This window comes from Azotobacter vinelandii CA, assembly GCF_000380335.1.
In the GTDB taxonomy this organism is placed as follows: domain Bacteria; phylum Pseudomonadota; class Gammaproteobacteria; order Pseudomonadales; family Pseudomonadaceae; genus Azotobacter; species Azotobacter vinelandii.
The window spans coordinates 2,341,934-2,362,058 of record NC_021149.1; the positions used below are offsets into that span (position 1 = coordinate 2,341,934).

The 20,125-nt window shown below is 63.2% G+C and carries 17 protein-coding genes and 3 tRNA genes; 12 read left to right on the forward strand and 8 right to left on the reverse strand.

Annotation, left to right across the window (positions count from 1 at the left end; translation table 11 throughout):
* The first annotated feature begins 109 nt into the window (after positions 1-109).
* Positions 110-1,036 (forward strand): 1-phosphofructokinase family hexose kinase, encoded by a 927-nt coding sequence (locus AVCA_RS10655; RefSeq protein ID WP_041807166.1) that lies wholly within the window; start codon positions 110-112, stop codon positions 1,034-1,036.
* A gap of 7 nt (positions 1,037-1,043) precedes the next feature.
* On the opposite strand, the gene AVCA_RS10660 is transcribed toward AVCA_RS10655, so the two are convergent.
* Positions 1,044-2,360: a leucine-rich repeat-containing protein kinase family protein gene (locus AVCA_RS10660; protein WP_012700928.1), complete on the reverse strand. Its 1,317-nt coding sequence runs from the start codon at positions 2,358-2,360 to the stop codon at positions 1,044-1,046.
* An 89-nt stretch (positions 2,361-2,449) separates the two neighbouring features.
* Positions 2,450-3,691, reverse strand: coding sequence for an alanine transaminase (gene alaC, locus AVCA_RS10665; RefSeq protein ID WP_175555922.1), 1,242 nt, complete (start codon positions 3,689-3,691; stop codon positions 2,450-2,452).
* Positions 3,692-3,896: 205 nt separating this feature from the next.
* Between alaC and AVCA_RS10670 the strand changes: the two genes are divergently transcribed.
* A complete protein-coding gene (locus AVCA_RS10670; RefSeq protein ID WP_012700930.1) occupies positions 3,897-4,196 on the forward strand; it encodes a hypothetical protein in 300 nt (99 codons plus the stop codon).
* A 38-nt stretch (positions 4,197-4,234) separates the two neighbouring features.
* Here the strand turns inward: AVCA_RS10670 and AVCA_RS10675 are convergent, their stop codons facing one another.
* From AVCA_RS10675 to acnB, 3 genes are all read right to left on the reverse strand, one after another.
* Entirely contained in the window at positions 4,235-4,813 is a 579-nt protein-coding gene (locus AVCA_RS10675; RefSeq protein WP_012700931.1) for an ANTAR domain-containing response regulator, read from the reverse strand.
* The gene (locus tag AVCA_RS10680) at positions 4,795-6,045 is read right to left on the reverse strand and encodes a CmpA/NrtA family ABC transporter substrate-binding protein (protein ID WP_175555921.1); all 1,251 of its coding nucleotides are present in this window, start codon (positions 6,043-6,045) and stop codon (positions 4,795-4,797) included. The genes AVCA_RS10675 and AVCA_RS10680 overlap by 19 nt, the downstream gene beginning before the upstream one ends.
* A gap of 247 nt (positions 6,046-6,292) precedes the next feature.
* The gene (acnB, locus tag AVCA_RS10685; protein WP_012700933.1) at positions 6,293-8,902 is read right to left on the reverse strand and encodes a bifunctional aconitate hydratase 2/2-methylisocitrate dehydratase; all 2,610 of its coding nucleotides are present in this window, start codon (positions 8,900-8,902) and stop codon (positions 6,293-6,295) included.
* Between the two features lie 381 nt (positions 8,903-9,283).
* Here acnB and AVCA_RS10690 point away from each other — a divergent pair, with 381 nt between their 5' ends.
* Together AVCA_RS10690 and AVCA_RS10695 are read left to right on the forward strand one after the other, a co-directional pair.
* Entirely contained in the window at positions 9,284-9,760 is a 477-nt protein-coding gene (locus tag AVCA_RS10690) for a DUF1289 domain-containing protein (protein ID WP_012700934.1), read from the forward strand.
* A 76-nt stretch (positions 9,761-9,836) separates the two neighbouring features.
* Positions 9,837-10,439, forward strand: coding sequence for a MiaE family protein (locus tag AVCA_RS10695; protein WP_041807169.1), 603 nt, complete (start codon positions 9,837-9,839; stop codon positions 10,437-10,439).
* 153 nt (positions 10,440-10,592) lie between these two features.
* On the opposite strand, the gene lpxH is transcribed toward AVCA_RS10695, so the two are convergent.
* Complete coding sequence (gene lpxH / locus AVCA_RS10700) at positions 10,593-11,318, reverse strand: UDP-2,3-diacylglucosamine diphosphatase (RefSeq protein ID WP_012700936.1); 726 nt, start codon at positions 11,316-11,318, stop codon at positions 10,593-10,595.
* Between the two features lie 5 nt (positions 11,319-11,323).
* A complete protein-coding gene (locus tag AVCA_RS10705; RefSeq protein WP_012700937.1) occupies positions 11,324-11,818 on the reverse strand; it encodes a peptidylprolyl isomerase in 495 nt (164 codons plus the stop codon).
* A gap of 156 nt (positions 11,819-11,974) precedes the next feature.
* Here AVCA_RS10705 and AVCA_RS10710 point away from each other — a divergent pair, with 156 nt between their 5' ends.
* Complete coding sequence (locus AVCA_RS10710) at positions 11,975-13,642, forward strand: glutamine--tRNA ligase/YqeY domain fusion protein (RefSeq protein ID WP_012700938.1); 1,668 nt, start codon at positions 11,975-11,977, stop codon at positions 13,640-13,642.
* A complete protein-coding gene (gene cysS, locus AVCA_RS10715) occupies positions 13,643-15,028 on the forward strand; it encodes a cysteine--tRNA ligase (protein ID WP_012700939.1) in 1,386 nt (461 codons plus the stop codon).
* A 91-nt stretch (positions 15,029-15,119) separates the two neighbouring features.
* Here cysS and folD read toward each other — a convergent pair whose 3' ends face one another.
* Positions 15,120-15,974, reverse strand: coding sequence for a bifunctional methylenetetrahydrofolate dehydrogenase/methenyltetrahydrofolate cyclohydrolase FolD (folD, locus tag AVCA_RS10720; protein WP_012700940.1), 855 nt, complete (start codon positions 15,972-15,974; stop codon positions 15,120-15,122).
* 267 nt (positions 15,975-16,241) lie between these two features.
* Here folD and AVCA_RS10725 point away from each other — a divergent pair.
* The 6 genes from AVCA_RS10725 to clpX all read left to right on the forward strand — a co-directional run bounded on the left by AVCA_RS10725 (position 16,242) and on the right by clpX (position 20,124).
* Positions 16,242-16,318 (forward strand) — tRNA-Arg (locus tag AVCA_RS10725).
* A 34-nt stretch (positions 16,319-16,352) separates the two neighbouring features.
* Positions 16,353-16,428 (forward strand) — tRNA-His (locus AVCA_RS10730).
* Positions 16,429-16,490: 62 nt separating this feature from the next.
* Positions 16,491-16,575 (forward strand) — tRNA-Leu (locus AVCA_RS10735).
* 130 nt (positions 16,576-16,705) lie between these two features.
* Positions 16,706-18,016, forward strand: a complete 1,311-nt coding sequence (gene tig, locus AVCA_RS10740; protein ID WP_012700941.1) for a trigger factor — start codon at positions 16,706-16,708, stop codon at positions 18,014-18,016.
* Between the two features lie 104 nt (positions 18,017-18,120).
* Positions 18,121-18,741 carry an ATP-dependent Clp endopeptidase proteolytic subunit ClpP gene (gene clpP / locus AVCA_RS10745; RefSeq protein ID WP_041807539.1) on the forward strand — a complete coding sequence of 207 codons (621 nt, stop codon included), beginning with the start codon at positions 18,121-18,123 and terminating at the stop codon, positions 18,739-18,741.
* A gap of 102 nt (positions 18,742-18,843) precedes the next feature.
* Positions 18,844-20,124: an ATP-dependent Clp protease ATP-binding subunit ClpX gene (gene clpX / locus AVCA_RS10750; RefSeq protein ID WP_012700944.1), complete on the forward strand. Its 1,281-nt coding sequence runs from the start codon at positions 18,844-18,846 to the stop codon at positions 20,122-20,124.
* The last annotated feature ends 1 nt before the right edge of the window (position 20,125 follow it).

Below are 20,125 nucleotides of genomic sequence, written 5' to 3' on the forward strand. Positions count from 1 at the left end.
GGGCGTCGATGGGGCCGGTCGGCGAGTGCGCTGCTATCATGGCGCCCCCCGAGAGCGAGGACCTCCGATCCTCTCGTGAACCCGCGAGCAGGACAGTCTGGAGTTCGCCATGTCGTGTATCGTCACCTTGACCCTGAACCCGGCGATGGATGTCTCGACCGCCGTTGCGCGGCTCGAGCCGACCCGCAAGCTGCGTTGTGGTCCGCCGCGCTACGAGCCGGGCGGTGGCGGGATCAACGTGGCGCGAGTGATCCGGGCACTCGGCGGCGAGAGCGTGGCGGTCTATCCGGCCGGCGGTCCGTTCGGCGAGATGCTGCAGCATGCGCTGGAGGCGCTCGGTCTGCCCCAGGTGCGGGTGCCGATCGCTGGCGATACCCGGGAAAGTTTCACCGTGGACGAGGGTGAAACCGGCCTGCAGTACCGTTTCGTCCTGCCCGGCCCGACCTTGACTCCGACGGAGCGGCGGAACTGTCTGGAAACCATCGCCGCGCTTGTGCCGGCGCCATCCCATCTGGTCGTCAGTGGCAGTTTTCCGTCCGGCGTGGCGCTGGATTTCCACGACGAAATCCTGGATCTGGCGCGGCGCCTGGGGGCGAGGCTGGTGCTCGACTACTCGGGAGAGGCCCTGCGCCATGCGGTGGCCCGCGGAGGTATCTACCTGCTCAAGCCGAGCCTGAGCGAGCTCTCCAGCCTGGCGGGGCGGCGACTGGACGACGAGGCCGGACAGGAGGAGGAGGCACGCCGGCTGGTCGAGCGGGGCGCGGTGGAGATCGTCGTCCTGTCCCTCGGCGCCGGCGGCGCGCTGCTGGCGAGCCGGGAAGGCATCGAGCGCTTTTCCGCCTTCGACGTGCCCTTGCGCAGTGCGGTGGGGGCCGGCGACAGCGTGGTCGGCGCCACGGTACTCGCCTTGAGTCGCGGCTGGAGCCTGCACGATGCGGTGCGCTACGGCATGGCCGCGGCGGCCGCGACCCTGATGCGCCCCGGCACCGGGCTGTGCCGGGCGGAAGATGTCGAGCGCCTGTATCGCGAGGGCTAAGGCTTTCTCAGAGAGCGGCGAGGTCGGCGCTCAGGCTGGCGAAGTCCGGCCGTTGCTCCGCTTGCGTGCTCATGCAGGCTTCCCGCAGTTGCCCGAGACGCCGTTGACGCAGGTTCCGCTCGTCCGCCGGACAGCGCTCCAGCAACTCTTCCAGCAGACAGCCGAAGGCTCGCGCCTCGATGCGTTGCAGCGCCCGGCCAGCGGCGCTGCCCGGCTCGAAGAACGAGGCGGCGCCGAAATCGCCGAGCAGGCAGTCGCCCTGTTCGTCCACCAGCAGGTTATGGGCGTACAGATCGCCATGCAGGATGCCGCGTCCATGTAGATGGTTCACCGCTGCGGCCACGCCACGAGCGATGCGCAAGGCCTCGTCGAAGACGAAGCGCCGTTCCGGCGCATAGCAGTCGCGACTGCAACTGGCCAGCGAGGGCGGTCCGGCAAGTACGCGGAAGGTCGGGTCGATCAGTTCCAGCAGCAGCCCCGGTGGCGCTCCCGGTCGTTCGGCCAGCGGGCCGGCCACGCGGATCAGGTTGGCATGCTCGCCGGCGGCGAGGCAGGCGGCCATTTCGCTGCGCGGCAGGCCGTCGCTGGTGACGCTGCCCTTGAACAGCTTGGCCGCCATGGGCCGTGCCGGTTGTCCGGGGCTGCGCCAGTCGGCGCGCTGGATGATGCCGGAAGCGCCCTGGCCGAGGATCTCGCCGAGTGCGATGTCGCTGCGCGGGATCGGCGGCAGCGGATGCCGGCGCAGGACTTCCGCCTCGCTGGCATCGCTGAAGGGATTGCCGGCGAAGGCCAGCCAGGACAGCCGCGGCAGCTCCGCCAGCCAGCCGGGCAGGGCCGCGAGGCGGTTGGCGGCGATGCGCAGCAACTCCAGCCGCTCCAGCCCGGCCAGACTCGCTGGCAGCGTCCGCAATCGGTTGCCGGCCAGCATTAGCTTCTGCAAGCGGGGGCGCTCTCCCAGCTCGGTGGGCAGGTGTTCCAGCCGGTTGTCGGTCAGGATCAGCCAGCGCAATGCCGGCGGCAGCGCGGCAGCCGGCAGGTGGTGGATGCGGTTGGCCTTGAAGCCGATCATTTCCAGTCGCGGGCAGTCGCCGAGTACTTCCGGCAATACGCTGAACGGATTGTCCGAGCAGAACAGGATGCGCAGCTTGCCAAGGCGCGGCAGGTCGGCCGGCAGGCTGGTCAGGCGATTGCCCGAAAGGTCGAGGATTTCCAGGCTGTCGGCCAGGGCGAAGATTTCCTCGGGAAATGCGTCGAGGTCGGCGGAGAGTGTCAGGCGCGCGCTGCCGGCCAGTTCGCCGCGGCGCAATTGTTCGAGGGTGGACATGGGCATTCGTCGGGCCTGTGGTCAGTCAGGCAGGAAGTATGGTCGGCAAGGCGCGGAAAGCCCCGTCGCCGGGACGGGGCCGGTGCGGGTCAGTGGCTGGCGTCGGACTTGCGCGCCTTTTCCGAAGTGACCTCGAGCAGACCGTCGGCGCGGAACATGGCTTTGATACCGCGGATGGCCTGACGGGTACGGTCGAGGTTCTCGATCAGGGCGAAGCGTACGTGATCGTCGCCGTAATCGCCGAAACCCAGTCCCGGCGAGACGCAAACCTTGGCCTCGGCCAGGAGCTTCTTGGCGAACTCCAGCGAGCCGAGATGGGCATAGGGCTCGGGGATCTTCGCCCAGATATACATGGAGGCCTTGGGTTTCTCCACCATCCAGCCGATCTCGTGCAGACCCTTGACCAGCAGGTTGCGCCGCTCGCGGTACTGCTCGGCGATGTCGCGCACACATTGCTGGTCGCCTTCCAGGGCGGCGATGGCCGCCACCTGCAACGGGGTGAAGGTGCCGTAATCGTGGTAGCTCTTGATCCGCGCCAGGGCGCCGACCAGTTCCTGGTTGCCGACCATGAAACCGATACGCCAGCCGGCCATGTTGTAGCTCTTCGACAGGGTGAAGAATTCCACGGCGACCTCCTTGGCGCCCGGTACCTGCATGATCGACGGTGCCTTCCAGCCGTCGTAGACGATGTCGGCGTAGGCCAGGTCGTGCACCACCAGGATGTCGTACTGCCTGGCGAGGGCCACCACGCGTTCGAAGAAGTCCAGTTCCACGCATTGCGCGGTGGGGTTGGAGGGAAAGCCGAGGATCATCATCTTCGGCTTGGGGATCGTCTCGCGGATGGCCCGCTCCAGCTCGGCGAAGAAGTCCATGCCGGGTACCAGCGGCACCGAGCGCACCTGGGCGCCGGCGATCACCGCGCCGTAGATGTGGATCGGGTAGCTGGGATTGGGCACCAGCACGCTGTCGCCATGGTCGAGGGTGGCCAGCATCAGGTGCGCCAAGCCCTCCTTGGAGCCGATGGTGACGATGGCCTCGCTGTCCGGGTCGATCTCGACGGCGTAGCGGTCCCTGTACCAGTGCGAAATGGCGCGGCGCAGGCGCGGGATGCCGCGGGAAGTGGAGTAGCCATGGGTGTCCTCGCGGCGGGCGACCTGCACCAGCTTCTCGACGATGTGCGCTGGAGGGGCGCCGTCGGGGTTGCCCATGCTGAAGTCGATGATGTCCTCGCCGCGGCGGCGGGCCGCCATCTTCAGTTCGGCGGTGATGTTGAATACGTAGGGGGGGAGACGATCGATGCGCGCAAAGCGGCGCTTGCCGAGTTCGGCCATGATTTCCTCGAAAGACGTAGGCGCCCGGAACCGTCCGAGCGACGTTGGCCAGTACGCTGGCCTGCCCGCGCACCATACGTGCGAGGCCCGCCGGGCGGCAAGTCCAACTTTAAGATGAGGCGATGGCGGACGAGAAGGCAATCGAGACTGGGTTTCGCCATGGCCGTTTTGGTAGATTCCCCGCATTTTCAACAGGGTGAAATCCATGAAACCAGTCAGCACCAGATCGTCCACGCAGCGCTCGTCCGGCAGCGAGTTTCTCGAAACCCGCTTCGGCGGCAAGGTGCTCGGCATCACGCTCACCATGAAGCCGGACCGACTGGTGGCCGAGCGGATGATGCCCGAGGGCGACGAAGTGCAGGTGGCGGTGCTGCAGAATCCTTTCGGGGTGACCCGCGACCTGACCAATCTGCTGAGCGGGGCGAAATCCGGCGACTCGCTGGTGATCGTCTGCGCCAGCGACAAGATCTATCGGTCGGCGCTGAAATTCCTCGGCCTGGCTTGAGGGCGGACGGCGGCAGGAGCGACCCTGACCGCCTTCCTTCAGCTTCCCAACATGTCGTGCATGGCGATGACCTGCTCGGCGACCTGGATCAGCTTCTGCTGGCGGCTCATGGCCTGGCGGCGCATCAGGGTATAGGCCTCCTCCTCGCTGCAGTTCTTCATTTTCATCAGCAGGCCCTTGGCCAGTTCGACGCGCTTACGCTCGGCCAACTGCGCCTCGCGGGCCTGCAACTGGGCGCGCAGGGCCTGGTCGCTCTCGAAGCGGGCCATGGCCACGTCGAGGATCGGCTGCAGGCGCTGCGCCTGGATGCCCTCGACGATATAGGCGCTGACCCCGGCCTGGATCGCCTGGCGCATCACCTGCGGGTCGTGCTCGTCGGTGAACATCACGATCGGGCGTGGTCGGTCGCGACTGACCAGTACCACCTGCTCCATCACGTCGCGGCCGGGAGATTCGGTGTCGATGAGGATCACATCGGGGCGCACGGCCTCGACCCGCACCGGCAGATCGATGGTCAGGCCGGACTCGTCGACGACTTCGAAGCCGGCCTCGACCAGGGCGCTTTTCAGGCGGCCGACCTTTTTCGGCGTGTCGTTGATCAGGAGGATGCGCAGCATGGGGATGGTCCTTGGTCATCGGCCGAGGAGGGCAGCTCGCTCAGGGCGTGGAGGTCGAAGCTGCGGGCATAGGCCGCGGGGTCGGAGCCGTCCCAGCGCCTGCCGTCCAGCAGGGTGGCGCTGCGCATGGCCGTGGCGGGCTGCGCCATGCCGAGAGCGCCGGCGGCATCGCGATACAGTTCGAGCTGCTGCACCCGAGTGGCGATGGCCAGGTAATCCGGGTCTTCGCGCAGCAGTCCCCAACGGCGGAACTGGGTCATGAACCAGAGACCGTCGGAGAGATAGGGCAGGTTGACCTCGCCGTCGCCATGAAAGCGCAGGGCATGGCTGTCGCGCCAGGCATGGCCGTTGCCGTCCTCGTAGTCGCCGAGAAAGCGCGGTTCGATCACCTGGCGCGGTGCGGCCACGTATTCGTCGGCGCTGATCAGTTGCGCGGTGCCGGCCTTGTTCTCTTCGCTGGCGTCGATGAAGCGGCTCGCTTCCAGCACGGCCATGATCAGGGCGCGGGCGGTATTGGGGTACTGCTCGGCGAAGGCACGGGTGCAGCCGAGGACTTTCTCCGGGTGGTCCGGCCAGATCGACTGGCTGGTAGCGATGGTGAAACCCATGCCCTGGTCGATGGCGTGGGCGCCCCAGGGCTCTCCGGCGCAGAAACCGTCGATGCGGCCGGCGCGCAAGTGCTCGACCATCTGCGGCGGCGGCACCACCAGGGTGTTCACGTCCGCGAGGGGGTGGATGCCCAGGCTGGCGAGCCAGTAGTAGAGCCAGAGGGCATGGGTGCCGGTCGGAAAGGTCTGGGCCAGGGTGAGCTTCGCGCTGCTCTGGCGCACATGCCGGACCAGTGTCTCGCCACTGCACACCCCGGCTTGCCGGAGCGGGGTCGACAGGTTGATGCTCTGGCCGTTCTGGTTGAGGCCCATCAGCACCGCCATGTCGGTCGCCGGTGCGCCGCCGATGCCGAGCTGCATGCTGTAGATCAGTCCGTACAGTCCCTGGGCGGCATCCAGTTCGCCGCTGAGCAACTTGTCGCGCAGGCCCGACCAGGATACCTGGCGCTTGAGATTGAGGGTCAGCCCATAGGGTTCGGCGAAACCCTGGGTCGCGGCGACGATCAGCGAGGCGGAGTCGGTGAGCGGCATGAAGCCCAGGTTGATCGAGCTCTTCTCGGGGGCATCACTGCCCGCGACCCAGGCCCGGGCATCCGCTCTGGAAGTTGCGTGGTGGTCTGTCATGGTGTTTTCCGGCGCTGGACGAAAAGGCGTCGCCTCGACAACTGCCTGGGGCAGGGCCGAAAACGACGCCATTGTCGATGAATGGGGCCCCGCCGTTGGGACCGCCGATGTTGCTGGACTCGAGGCAACCGATGCGCCAGGAGCCGGGACATATCGGTCTTTCGGCTTGCCGTCACTCTAGCGCAGGAGCGCAGAAAAGAAGAAGCCCCGCACGGGGCGGGGCTTCTTCGTTCAGCGCGCGAGACGCTTAGACCTGGAGGACCGGGAGTTCGGCCTTGGCGGCCGCTTCCTTGTACTCGGCGATCTGGTCGAAGGACAGGTAGCGATAGATATCGGCAGCCATGGTGTCGATGTTCTTCGCGTATTCCATGTATTCCTCGACGGTCGGCAGCTTGCCGAGGATCGAGGCGACCGACGCCAGTTCGGCGGAGGCCAGGAACACGTTGGTCGCATCGCCCAGACGGTTCGGGAAGTTACGGGTCGAGGTGGAGACCACAGTCGAACCGGTCTGTACGCGGGCCTGGTTACCCATGCACAGCGAGCAGCCCGGCATTTCCATGCGCGCACCGGCCTTGCCGTAGATGCCGTAGTAGCCTTCCTCGGTCAGCTGGTGGGCGTCCATCTTGGTCGGCGGAGCCAGCCACAGACGGGTCGGGATGCCGCCCTTGACCTTGTCGAGCAGCTTGCCGGCGGCGCGGAAGTGACCGATGTTGGTCATGCAGGAACCGATGAACACTTCGTCGATCTTCTGGCCGGCGACGCTGGACAGCAGACGGGCGTCGTCCGGATCGTTCGGCGCGCAGAGGACCGGTTCCTTGACGTCGGCCAGATCGATTTCGATCACGGCGGCGTATTCGGCGTCCTTGTCGGCTTCCAGCAGTTGCGGCTTGGCCAGCCAGGCTTCCATCGCCTGGGCACGACGCTCCAGGGTGCGCGGATCGCCATAGCCTTCGCCGATCATCCAGCGCAGCATGGTGATGTTGGACTTCAGGTACTCGGCAATGGCCTTTTCCGGCAGCTTGATGGTGCAGCCGGCAGCCGAACGCTCGGCGGAGGCGTCGGACAGCTCGAACGCCTGCTCGACGGTCAGGTCGTTCAGACCTTCGATCTCGAGGATGCGGCCGGAGAAGATGTTCTTCTTGCCCTTCTTCTCGACGGTCAGCAGGCCGGCCTGGATGGCGTAGTAGGGGATGGCATGCACCAGGTCACGCAGGGTGATACCGGGCTGCAGCTTGCCCTTGAAGCGCACCAGCACGGATTCCGGCATGTCCAGCGGCATCACGCCGGTGGCGGCGGCGAAGGCGACCAGGCCGGAACCGGCCGGGAAGGAGATGCCGATCGGGAAGCGGGTGTGCGAGTCGCCACCGGTACCCACGGTGTCCGGCAGCAGCATGCGGTTCAGCCAGCTGTGGATGATGCCGTCGCCAGGACGCAGGGACACGCCGCTGCGGTTCATGATGAAGTCCGGCAGGGTGTGGTGGGTCTTGACGTCGATGGGCTTCGGATAGGCGGCGGTGTGGCAGAAGGACTGCATCACCAGGTCGGCGGAGAAGCCCAGGCAGGCCAGGTCCTTCAGCTCGTCGCGGGTCATCGGGCCGGTGGTGTCCTGGGAGCCGACGGTGGTCATCTTCGGTTCGCAGTAGGTGCCCGGACGGACGCCCTTGCCTTCCGGCAGGCCGCAGGCGCGACCGACCATCTTCTGGGCCAGGCTGTAGCCCTTGCCGCTGTCGGCCGGCGCTTCCGGCTTCTTGAACAGGGTGGAGGGAGCCAGGCCCAGCTCGGCGCGGGCCTTCTCGGTCAGGCCGCGGCCGATGATCAGCGGGATGCGGCCGCCGGCGCGGACTTCGTCGAGCAGCACGTCGGTCTTCAGCGCGAAGGTGGTGACCAGCTCGTCGCTGCCGTTGCGGCGCACTTCGCCCTTGACCGGGTAGACGTCGATCACGTCGCCCATGGCCAGGTTGGTGCAGTCGAATTCGATCGGCAGGGCGCCGGCGTCTTCCATGGTGTTGTAGAAGATCGGGGCGATCTTGGTGCCGAAGCAGAAACCACCAGCGCGCTTGTTCGGCACGTAGGGGATGTCGTCGCCGAAGAACCACAGCACCGAGTTGGTGGCGGACTTGCGGGAGGAGCCGGTACCGACCACGTCACCGACGTAGGCAACCGGGAAGCCCTTGGCCTTGACCGCTTCGATCTGCTTCAGCGGACCGACGGAGCCCGGCTGGATCGGCTCGATGCCGTCGCGGGCCATCTTCAGCATGGCCAGGGCGTGCAGCGGGATGTCGGGGCGCGACCAGGCGTCCGGAGCCGGGGACAGGTCGTCGGTGTTGGTTTCGCCCGGGACCTTGAACACGGTCAGGGTGACTTTTTCCGGAACGGCGGGCTTGGCGGTGAACCACTCGCCGTCGGCCCAGGACTGCAGCACGGCCTTGGCGGCGGCATTGCCCTTCTTGGCGCGCTCGGAGACGTCATGGAAGGCGTCGAACATCAGCAGGGTGTGCTTGAGCTGTTCGGCGGCGGCGTTGGCCAGCTCGGCGCTGTCCAGCAGTTCGACCAGGGTGGCGATGTTGTAGCCGCCTTGCATGGTGCCCAGCAGCTCGATGGCGCGGGTCTTGCCGATCAGCGGGGAAGCGGCTTCGCCCTTGGCGATGGCGGAGAGGAAACCGGCCTTGACGTAGGCTGCCTCGTCCACGCCCGGCGGAACACGGTTGGTGATCAGGTCAAGCAGGAATTCTTCTTCGCCGGCCGGCGGATTCTTCAGCAATTCGACCAGAGCAGCGGTCTGTTCGGCATTCAGCGGCTGGGGCACGACACCCAGGGCGGCACGCTCAGCTACGTGTTTGCGGTAGGCTTCAAGCACAGTTTTACCCTCATCAGTGGTCCCGGGAGCTTCCGGAACACTTATCCCGGGAATCTCCGCACGCAAGCGCCTTAGCCACTTTATGGGCGGCACGGCCAAGGTTGCGGTGATCCCCCTCCAGAAGCTGTTTTCAAAGTTTTACGCCGAGGGAGGGGAGGCACCCGGCACCCTGTGGCGGGATGCCTGCGCCGTTCCTCGGGTCAACTGTGCTCGTGACGCTTTGAAAACAGCTTCGACTGGACAGTGGTGCCAAAAAGGCGTTGGCAGTTTACTGGAAAGCGATGGCCGAGTTAAAGCTGCCAGAGGCTTCAAGCGGGTGACCGGGCCTAGACAAAGGGCTAAGATACCCCCGTTTTCCGCTTTCACCGGCCTCTCTCACCCATGTCTCATCAGCGCATCAAGACGCCCTGTATCGGTCGCTGCTCGACGGTCTATGGCGATCTGGTCTGCCGGGGCTGCAAGCGCTTCCACTACGAGGTGGTGAACTGGAACCAGTACGCCGAGGTGGAGAAGCGCGCCGTCTGGGGGCGCCTGGAGGCCTTGCTGGTGCAGGTGGTGCAGGCCAAGCTGGAGGTGTTCGACGCGCAGCGTCTGCGCGATCAACTGGAACAGCGGCAGATCCGCTTCCTGGCCGAACAGTCGGTGTATTGCTGGGCCTACCAATTGATCGCCCGCGGCGCTCGGGCGATCAACCAGCTCGAGGCTTATGGCATCGCTCTGTTGCCGGAATTCCGCGATTGGGAGCTGCCGGCTCTGCGCGATGCCATCGACCGCGAGTTCTTCCTGCTTTCCGAGGCTCATTACGAGCGCTACATCGCGCCGCGTTTTCTGCGCGGGGAGCTGCAGATGCGTGTTTGAGAACGGATGCGGCCGGCTCCTCCGTCCTGGGCGGGAGCCGTATAATGCCTAGCCCTCCAAGTCCAGTCAGATTGCCATGTCCCTGCTTCCCGAAATCGAAAGTTTCCTGCTCTGCCCGACACCCCGGGCCTGGATCGAGCAGGCGTTACAGCATCCCGAGATCCTGTTGATCGATCACGCCAACTGCGAGAAGAAGGCGGCTGGCACGGCATTGACCCTGTTGTTCCGGCATGTCGACAAGGAGGACCTGCAGTATAAGTTGTCGCGCCTGGCGCGCGAAGAGCTGCGCCATTTCGAGCAGGTGGCCGAACTGATGAAAAAGCGTGGCGTCGTCTACCGGCCGCTCAGTGCTTCGCTCTACGCCCAGCGCCTGCACGCGCATATCCGCAAGAGCGAGCCGGGTCGGCTGATCGATACCTTGATCGTCGGCGCCTACATCGAGGCTCGCTCCTGCGAGCGTTTCCATCGTCTGGCGCCATTCCTCGACGAGGAACTGGGGCGCTTCTACGTCTCGCTGCTCGCCTCGGAGGCGCGGCACTATCAGGACTATCTGGGCATGGCCCGCCAGTATGCCGGCGAGCCGATCGACGAGCGCGTGGCCTTCTTCGCCGAGATCGAGCGCCAGGCGATCCTTGTCCCGGATACGGAGTTCCGTTTCCATAGCGGTGCGTCGGCCTGACCGCCGTTCTTCCCGGATTGGCTTCGGGCGTCACGGGGCGAACGAGAAGCGCATGCCGCCGTGGCTTCCTCGTTCCGTGCGTCCGGTGCGAGATGCATGAGGTGCACTCGATGAGGCGCGGACAGGCTCGGGCGGCGGGGCGGGCTTTGGCCCTCAGTCGATGGGAAAGGGTGTCAGGTGGTAGCCGCTTCCGTCGACTTGCAGTACCCAGCCCTGTCGGTTCCAGTCGCCCAGGACTATGCGCCGGGCCTGACGGCCGTCGACCTGCAGTTCGTGCACGGCGGGGCGGTGGGTATGGCCATGGATCAGGGTCAGCACGCCGTGGGCGGCCATGATCCGCGGCACTTCTTCAGGAGTGACATCGACGATTTCGGTGGCCTTCCGGCGGACCTGCATGCGGCTGGCATCGCGCCATTTGCGCGCCAGTTGTCGGCGCTTGGAGAGGGGCAGGTGGCGCAGGAGCCATACCGACACCGGGTTGCGCAGGCGTCGGCGAAAGCGCATGTAGGCGATGTCGCGGGTGCACAGGGTATCGCCATGCATCAGCAGCACGGGAGCGCCGTTCAGGATGACGCGGCTGGGGTCGCGCAGAAGGGTGCAACCAGCCTGGCGGCAGAACGAGTGGCCGACGAGGAAGTCGCGGTTGCCGTGCATCAGGAAGACCCGCGTGCCCCGTTCCGCCACTTCGCGAAGGGCTGCGGCGATGTCGCGCTGGAAGGATGTCATGGCGTCGTCACCGATCCAGGCCTCGAAGAAATCGCCGAGGATGTACAGGGCTTCGGCCTGGCTGGCACGCTCCTTCAGGAAGCGTAGAAACGCCCGGGCTATGTCCGGGCGCTCCTCGTCGAGATGCAGATCCGAGATCAGCAGTGTGGTCATCGGGATTATTCGACGATCTCGGCCTTCTCGATGATCACGTCGTCCACCGGCACGTCACCATGGCCGGCGCGGCTGCCGGTGGCTACGCTCTTGATCCTGTCGACCACATCGGTGCCCTCGACCACTTCACCGAATACGGCGTAGCCCCAGCCGTGCGCGGTCGGCGCAGTGTGGTCGAGAAAGGCGTTGTCCTTGACGTTGATGAAGAACTGCGCGCTGGCCGAGTGCGGGTCGGGCGTGCGCGCCATGGCAATGGTGTATTTTTTGTTGGACAGGCCGTTGTTGGCCTCGTTTTTGATCGGTGCGCGGGTCGACTTCTGCTTCATGCCCGGCTCGAAACCGCCGCCCTGGATCATGAAGCCGTCGATCACGCGGTGGAAGATGGTGCCGTCGTAGTGGCCGTCCTTCACATACTGCTCGAAGTTGGCGGCGGTTTCCGGGGCCTTGTCGGCGAATAGCTTCAGGGTGATGGTGCCGTGGTTGGTTTGCAGCTTGATCATGGCTGAGTTCCGCTGGGTGGATTGGGGATGCCCGGAGTCCGCCGGCCGATGCTCGTTGCTGCCGGATCTCTGTCAGGGGCATGACGGGTCCGCTATGATAAGCCCTTTGCATTGGCCGGCCTACCCTGGCCGGCGCCGACATGTTTCAAGGATCCCATGAGCAAGCCCGAGACTCCCGCCGCCGCGAACTTCCTCCGCCCGATCGTCCAGGCCGACCTGGAGTCGGGCAAGCACGCCAAGATCGTCACCCGCTTCCCGCCGGAGCCCAACGGCTACCTGCATATCGGCCATGCCAAGTCGATATGCCTGAACTTCGGCCTGGCCCAGGAGTTCGGTGGCGAGTGCAACCTGCGCTTCGACGACACCAACCCGGCCAAGGAAGACCAGGAGTACATCGATGCGATCAAGAGTGACGTCCGCTGGCTGGGTTTCCAGTGGGCGGGCGAGGAGCGCTACGCCTCCAGCTATTTCGATCAGCTCTACGACTGGGCGATTCATCTGATCGAGGCCGGCAAGGCCTACGTCTGCGATCTGTCGCCGGACGAGGCGCGCGAGTATCGTGGCAGCCTGACCGAGCCGGGCAGGAACAGTCCCTACCGGGAGCGCTCGGTGGAAGAGAACCTCGACCTGTTCGCGCGCATGAGGGCTGGCGAGTTCCCGGATGGCGCCCGCGCCCTGCGGGCGAAGATCGACATGGCCGCCCCGAACATGAACCTGCGCGACCCGATCCTCTATCGTATCCGCCACGCCCATCACCACCAGACCGGCGACAAGTGGTGCATCTACCCGAGCTACGATTTCACCCACGGCCAGTCGGATGCCATCGAGGGTATCACTCACTCGATCTGCACCCTGGAGTTCGAGGATCACCGTCCGCTCTACGAGTGGTTCCTGGATAACCTGCCTGTGCCGTGCCGGCCGCGCCAGTACGAGTTCGCCCGCCTCAATCTGAATTACACCATCACCAGCAAGCGCAAGCTCAAGCAACTGGTCGACGAGGGGCATGTCGGCGGCTGGGACGACCCGCGCATGTCGACTTTGTCCGGTTATCGCCGCCGCGGTTACACACCGGCTTCGATCCGCGCCTTCTGCGACATGATCGGTGTCAACCGCGCTGGCGGCGTGGTCGATATCGGCATGCTGGAGTTCGCCATCCGCGAGGATCTGGACGCCAACGCCGCGCGTGCCATGTGCGTGCTTAAGCCGCTGAAAGTGGTGATCACCAATTATCCGCAAGGGCGGGTCGAGAGCCTCGAGTTGCCGCGCCATCCCAAGCAGGACATGGGTGTGCGCGTGCTTCCGTTCTCCCGCGAGATCTACATCGATGCCGGCGATTTCGAGGAAACCCCTCCGGCCGGCTACAAGCGCCTGATTCCCGGTGGCGAGGTGCGCCTGCGCGGCAGCTACGTGATCCGCGCCGACGAGGCGATCAAGGACGAAGCCGGCAACATCGTCGAGCTACGTTGTTCCTATGACGAGAACACTCTCGGCAAGAACCCGGAAGGCCGCAAGGTCAAGGGAGTGATTCACTGGGTGCCGCTTGAGGGCAGCATTAAATGCGAGGTGCGCCTGTACGATCGTCTGTTCAAGGTCGCCAATCCGGAGAAGAGCGAAGAGGGCGGCAGTTTTCTCGATAACATCAATTCCGGCTCCCTGGTGGTGCTCACGGGCTGCCGCGCCGAGCCGTCGCTGGCCAATGCGCGCCCGGAGGAGCGCTTCCAGTTCGAGCGCGAAGGCTATTTCTGCGCCGATCTGAAGGACTCCAGGCCGGGCGCTCCGGTGTTCAACCGTACCGTCACCCTGCGCGACTCCTGGGGGCAGTGAATGACGCTTTCCATCTACAGCACCCTGTCCAAGGGCAAGGAAGCGTTCAAGCCACTGGAAGGCAACAAGGTTCGCATGTATGTATGCGGCATGACCGTCTATGACTTCTGCCACATCGGTCACGCGCGGGTGATGGTGGCGTTCGATGTGGTTTCCCGCTGGTTGCGCCATAGCGGCTACGACGTCACCTATGTGCGCAACATCACCGACATCGACGACAAGATCATCAGGCGCGCCAACGAGAACGGCGAGTCGTTCCAGGACCTGGTCGGTCGCATGATCGCCGCCATGCACGAGGACGAGGCGCGCCTGAATGTACTGCGCCCGGACAGTGAGCCGCGCGCCACCGATCACATCGCCGGCATGCATGCGATGATCCGGACTCTGATCGACAAAAGCTATGCCTATGCACCGGGCAACGGTGACGTCTACTACCGGGTCGGCAAGTTCGAAGGCTACGGCAAGCTGTCGCGCCGCAAGATCGAGGACCTGAAGATCGGTGCGCGCATCGAGCCTGGCGAAGCCAAGGAGGATCCGCTCGACTTCGTGCTGTGGAAGGGCGCCAAGCCGGGCGAGCCGAGCTGGGAGTCGCCCTGGGGAGCCGGTCGGCCGGGCTGGCACATCGAATGCTCGGTGATGTCCACCTGCTGCTTGGGTGAGACCTTCGACATCCATGGCGGCGGCCCGGACCTGGTTTTCCCGCACCATGAGAACGAGATCGCGCAGAGCGAGGCGGCCACCGGCAAGCGGTACGCCAACATCTGGATGCATGCCGGCGCGGTACGTGTCGACGGCGAGAAAATGTCCAAATCGCTGGGCAACTTCTTCACCATCCGTGAGGTGCTGGAGAAATACCATCCCGAAGTGGTGCGTTATCTGCTGGTATCCAGCCACTACCGGAGTCCGATCAACTACTCCGAGGACAGTCTGCGCGAGGCCAGGGCCGCGCTGGAGCGTTTCTACAACGCGCTCAAGGGCCTGCCGGCTGCGCAGCCCACTGGTGGCGATGAGTATGTGGCGCGCTTCAACGCGGCGATGAACGATGACTTCAACACCCCGGAGGCCTGCGCCGTGTTGTTCGAACTGGCGCGCGAGGTCAATCGCCTGCGTGACACGGATTTGCAATCCGCTGCATCGTTGGCTGCGCGTCTGAAGGAGCTGGGTGGCCTGCTCGGCGTGTTGCAGTTGGAGCCGGAGGCCTTCCTGCAGGCCGGCGCTGCGGACAGGGTGGATGCCGCCGAAGTTGAAGCGCTGATCGCTGCGCGCCTCGCTGCGCGTGCCGGAAAGAACTGGGCCGAGTCCGACCGCATTCGCGACCAGCTTGCTGCCATGGGCGTATTGCTGGAAGACGGTAAGAACGGCACCACCTGGCGCCTGGTCGACTGAGGAGCATCTTCGGAAGAGCAAGGCGCCGGAGGTGCGCCTGTGGGCGGAAAATGGCACTCCAGGGTGCCATTTTCATAGGGGGCTGTTCTGGTTAGCGGTGCAACTGCTCGGCTGCGTGCAGGGTGTTTTCCAGAAGGCAGGCTCGGGTCATCGGGCCGACACCGCCCGGGACAGGGGTGATCCATTCCGCGCGTGCGGCCGCGGAGGAAAACTCCACGTCGCCGACCAGTCTGCCGTCGTCCAGCCGGTTGATGCCGACATCTATGACGATCGCTCCGGGTTTGATCCATTCGCCTTTGACCAGGCCGGGCTTTCCGGCTGCGGCTATCACCAGGTCGGCGCGACTGACGTGCTCGGCCAGATTGCGGGTGAACCGGTGGGTGACGGTCACGGTACAGCCGGCCAGCAGCAGCTCCAGCGCCATCGGGCGGCCGACGATATTGGAGGCGCCGACGACCGTGGCATCCAGCCCGTACAGGTTTGCGCCGGTGCTCTGCAGGAGCGTCATGATGCCTTTGGGGGTGCAGGGGCGCAGCAGCGGCATGCGTTGGGCGAGGCGACCGATGTTGTAAGGGTGGAAGCCGTCCACGTCCTTGTCCGGGCGGATACGCTCGAGCAGCAGGGAGGCATCAAGATGCACTGGAAGCGGTAGCTGTACCAGAATTCCGTCGATCGCCGAGTCTTCGTTCAGGCGGTCGATCAGGGATAGAAGTTCTCCCTGGGTAGTGCTGGCGGGAAGGTCGTAGGCTCGAGAGTGGAAGCCCACTTCTTCGCAGTCCTTGCGCTTGTGGGATACATAGACTTGAGAGGCTGGATCAGTTCCCACCAGGATGACTGCCAGGCCGGGAGCGCGCAGGCCCTGCTGGCGTCGCTCGGCGACACATTGGGCGATCTGCTGACGAAGACTGGCGGCGATCGCTTTGCCGTCGATTAATTTCGCAGTCATGACGCTTGCTTGACCATAAGTTGATAAGACGAAGCGGACATTCTCTCATGGCGAGGCTAAGGGGCCAACGTGGGCGACCGATTGCTACCGCCACTCCTTACATCTTGCTGATTTATTTAAAAATATTATTGACACTGAATTGTCTGCTCTATAAGATTCGCCCCGCTTGTCGAGCACAGCCTGTTGCTGGGTGAATGCGAAGTCGGTCTAGAGGTAGGCTTTGCAAAAGGCTTCGAATTTGCGCTCTGCTCAGAATGCAGATGAAAAGCGCCCGTAGCTCAGCTGGATAGAGCATCCGCCTTCTAAGCGGATGGTCGCAGGTTCGAGTCCTGCCGGGCGCGCCATAGGGCAGTTCGGCGGCAAGTGGCAATTGATATGGTGGGCGTAGCTCAGTTGGTAGAGCACAGGATTGTGGCTCCTGGTGTCGTGGGTTCGATTCCCATCGTCCACCCCATATTCCAAAGCGCCAGGCATCCAGCCTGGCGTTTTCGTTTCTCTTGTCGGGGCTCTAGCCACGCGGATGTGGTGGAATTGGTAGACACACTGGATTTAGGTTCCAGCGCCGCAAGGCGTAAGAGTTCGAGTCTCTTCATCCGCACCATTTATCTGTCCCCTCCCGTATGTCGCCTTCTTCTCTGCAGGGTGACTTCTGTAGTTCGACCCACTAGAATGCATGCCCTTGATTTGAGGCCGTCAATGGCCGGCTAACGTCTGTGCAACGAGGAATATCCATGCAAGTTTCTGTTGAAAGCACCTCCGCTCTTGAGCGCCGCTTGACGATCGGCGTGCCGGCCGAGCGCATCGAGACCGAAGTCAACAAGCGTCTGCAGCAGACGGCGCGTCGTGCCAAAATTCCTGGCTTTCGTCCGGGCAAGGTACCGATGAGCGTGATTCGCCAGCGCTACGAGGAGTCGGCTCGTCAGGAGGCCCTGGGTGAACTGATTCAGGCCAGCTTCTATGAGGCTGTGGTCGAGCAGAAGCTGAAGCCGGCCGGTGCTCCTTCCGTCGAGCCGAAGGTTTTCGAGAAGGGCAAGGATCTGGAATACGTTGCCACTTTCGAGGTTTATCCCGAATTCGAGATTACCGGCCTGGAGAGTATCGCTGTCGAACGTCTGCAGGCGGAGGTCGCCGAGTCCGATGTCGACAACATGCTGGAGATTCTGCGCAAGCAGAATACCCACTACAAGCAGGTCGAGCGTGAGGCGCGGGATGGCGATCAGCTGAATATCGATTTCGTCGGCAAGGTCGACGGTGAAGCCTTCGCCGGTGGGTCTGCCAAGGGCACATTGCTGGTATTGGGCTCCGGGCGGATGATCGAAGGGTTCGAGGCGGGTCTGGTTGGTGCGAAAGCTGGCGAGGAGCGTGTCCTGTCTCTCACCTTCCCGGCGGACTACCAGAATCTGGATCTCGCAGGCAAGGCCGCCGAATTCGCCGTAACCGTCAACTCGGTATCCGAGGCTGAGCTGCCGGAACTGAATGCCGACTTCTTCTCCCTGTTTGGGATCAACGAGTCGAGTCTGGAAGCCTTCCGCGCCGAGGTCGGCAAGAACATGGAGCGTGAGCTTCGCCAAGCCATCAAGTCCAAGGTCAAGACCCAGGTGATGGATGGTCTTCTGGCCGCCAATCCGGTCGAAGTGCCCAAGGCCTTGATCGAAAACGAAGTGAATCGTCTGCGTGTTCAGGCTGTGCAGCAATTCGGTGGCAACATCAAGCCGGAACAGTTGCCTGCGGATCTGTTCCAGGATCAGGCCAAGCGTCGTGTCACGCTGGGGTTGATTGTCGCCGAGATGGTCAAGCAATTCGATCTGAAGCCGGATGAGTCGAAAGTGAAGACTCTGATCGAGGAAATCGCCTCTGCTTATCAAGAGCCGGAGCAGGTCGTTGCCTGGTACTACGGCAATGAGCAGCAGCTCAGTGAAGTCCGTTCGGTTGTGCTGGAGGAGCAAGTTGTAGATACTGTTCTCCAGAAGGCCAATGTAACCGACAAAGCGGTCTCTTACGAAGAAGCTGTCAAGCCGGCGGAAGCTCCGCAAGCTGCCTGATTCTTCCCTCGTGCGAGTACACCTATAAGCCAGCCTTCGTGCTGGCTTATTTGCATTTCAAGACCTGACCATTAGGGAGCGATCAGGACATGACTAATCATTTCATGCAAATGCCTGAAATCCAGGCCGCTGGTGGCCTGGTACCGATGGTGATCGAACAGTCCGCTCGCGGTGAGCGTGCTTACGATATTTATTCGCGTCTCTTGAAGGAGCGAGTAATATTCATGGTTGGCCAAGTAGAAGACTACATGGCGAACTTGATTGTCGCTCAGTTGTTGTTCCTTGAGGCCGAGAATCCCGACAAGGATATTCACCTTTACATCAATTCGCCTGGTGGCTCCGTGACGGCAGGCATGTCCATCTACGACACCATGCAGTTCATCAAGCCTGACGTTTCCACCATTTGTATTGGCCAGGCCTGCAGCATGGGAGCCTTGTTGCTGGCCGGTGGCGCCGCCGGAAAGCGTTACTGCCTCCCGCATTCGCGGATGATGATTCACCAGCCTTTGGGGGGGTTCCAGGGGCAGGCTTCGGACATCGAGATCCACGCCCGGGAGATTCTCACCATTCGCGAGCGTCTGAACAAGATTCTGGCGCATCACACTGGGCAGCCCATCGATGTGATCGCTCGTGACACGGATCGTGACAATTTCATGAGTGGTGAGGAAGCGGTCAAGTATCGCCTCATCGATCAGGTTCTCGTGCACCGCCAACTGGTGAGTTGATCTCACCTCGGGGCGGTCTCAAATTGAGGCCGCCCTCGGGCTTGAAAATGCCCGCATTTGCCTTCATCTTGTGTTGCAAGCCTACCGGATTGGATTGATCGAATGACTGACACCCGTAACGGCGAGGACAATGGCAAACTGCTTTACTGCTCCTTCTGCGGCAAGAGCCAGCATGAGGTACGCAAGCTGATTGCCGGCCCCTCGGTCTTTATTTGTGACGAGTGCGTCGACCTGTGCAACGACATTATCCGAGAGGAAGTGCAAGAAGCTCAGGCCGAAAGCAGTGCGCATAAGCTACCCGCACCCAAGGAAATCAGTACCATTCTTGACCAGTATGTCATTGGTCAGGAGCGTGCCAAGAAGGTCTTGGCTGTGGCGGTGTACAACCACTACAAGCGCCTGAACCAGCGTGACAAGAAGGATGATGTCGAGCTGGGCAAGAGCAATATCCTGTTGATCGGCCCAACTGGCTCGGGCAAGACTTTGCTGGCTGAAACCTTGGCCCGTCTATTGAATGTTCCTTTTACCATCGCCGACGCGACTACTCTGACCGAGGCAGGTTATGTTGGCGAGGATGTCGAGAACATCATTCAGAAGCTATTGCAGAAATGCGACTATGATGTCGAGAAAGCCCAGATGGGTATCGTCTACATTGACGAAATCGACAAGATTTCGCGCAAATCCGATAATCCGTCGATTACGCGGGATGTATCGGGCGAGGGCGTCCAGCAAGCTCTGCTCAAGCTGATCGAGGGAACGGTAGCTTCCGTTCCGCCGCAGGGTGGGCGCAAGCATCCGCAGCAGGAGTTCCTGCAGGTGGATACTCGCAACATTCTCTTTATTTGTGGCGGCGCCTTTTCCGGTTTGGAAAAGGTGATCCAGAACCGCTCGACGAAGGGGGGGATCGGCTTCAATGCCGAGGTACGAAGCCCGGATGTTGGCAAGAAAATCGGCGAGGCTCTACGCGATGTGGAGCCGGATGATCTGGTCAAGTTCGGTCTGATACCGGAGTTCGTAGGGCGTTTACCCGTCATCGCCACGCTTGACGAGTTGGATGAGGCGGCCTTGGTGCAGATCCTCACGGAGCCCAAGAATGCCTTGACCAAGCAGTACGGCAAGCTGTTCGAGATGGAAGGGGTGGAGCTTGAATTCCGTCCCGATGCATTGCGAGCCGTGGCCTTGCGCGCACTTGAGCGAAAGACCGGGGCGCGTGGATTGCGCTCCATTCTCGAGGGTGTTCTGCTGGATACCATGTATGAGATTCCCTCGCAATCTGGTGTCAGCAAGGTGGTTATCGATGAGAGTGTCATCGCTGGTGCTTCCAAGCCCCTACTGATCTATGAAAACGTGGAGCCGCCTGCCAAGGCCGCACCTGATGCTTGAT

Bases quoted from the DNA above. Each gene is read 5' to 3' on its own strand.
- AVCA_RS10655 (WP_041807166.1), top strand. From the start codon at position 110: ATGTCGTGTATCGTCACCTTGACCCTGAACCCGGCGATGGATGTCTCG.
- AVCA_RS10660 (WP_012700928.1), bottom strand. From the start codon at position 2,360: ATGTCCACCCTCGAACAATTGCGCCGCGGCGAACTGGCCGGCAGCGCG.
- alaC (WP_175555922.1), bottom strand. From the start codon at position 3,691: ATGGCCGAACTCGGCAAGCGCCGCTTTGCGCGCATCGATCGTCTCCCC.
- AVCA_RS10670 (WP_012700930.1), top strand. From the start codon at position 3,897: ATGAAACCAGTCAGCACCAGATCGTCCACGCAGCGCTCGTCCGGCAGC.
- AVCA_RS10675 (WP_012700931.1), bottom strand. From the start codon at position 4,813: ATGCTGCGCATCCTCCTGATCAACGACACGCCGAAAAAGGTCGGCCGC.
- AVCA_RS10680 (WP_175555921.1), bottom strand. From the start codon at position 6,045: ATGACAGACCACCACGCAACTTCCAGAGCGGATGCCCGGGCCTGGGTC.
- AVCA_RS10690 (WP_012700934.1), top strand. From the start codon at position 9,284: ATGTCTCATCAGCGCATCAAGACGCCCTGTATCGGTCGCTGCTCGACG.
- AVCA_RS10695 (WP_041807169.1), top strand. From the start codon at position 9,837: ATGTCCCTGCTTCCCGAAATCGAAAGTTTCCTGCTCTGCCCGACACCC.
- lpxH (WP_012700936.1), bottom strand. From the start codon at position 11,318: ATGACCACACTGCTGATCTCGGATCTGCATCTCGACGAGGAGCGCCCG.
- AVCA_RS10705 (WP_012700937.1), bottom strand. From the start codon at position 11,818: ATGATCAAGCTGCAAACCAACCACGGCACCATCACCCTGAAGCTATTC.
- AVCA_RS10710 (WP_012700938.1), top strand. From the start codon at position 11,975: ATGAGCAAGCCCGAGACTCCCGCCGCCGCGAACTTCCTCCGCCCGATC.
- cysS (WP_012700939.1), top strand. From the start codon at position 13,643: ATGACGCTTTCCATCTACAGCACCCTGTCCAAGGGCAAGGAAGCGTTC.
- folD (WP_012700940.1), bottom strand. From the start codon at position 15,974: ATGACTGCGAAATTAATCGACGGCAAAGCGATCGCCGCCAGTCTTCGT.
- tig (WP_012700941.1), top strand. From the start codon at position 16,706: ATGCAAGTTTCTGTTGAAAGCACCTCCGCTCTTGAGCGCCGCTTGACG.
- clpP (WP_041807539.1), top strand. From the start codon at position 18,121: ATGCAAATGCCTGAAATCCAGGCCGCTGGTGGCCTGGTACCGATGGTG.
- clpX (WP_012700944.1), top strand. From the start codon at position 18,844: ATGACTGACACCCGTAACGGCGAGGACAATGGCAAACTGCTTTACTGC.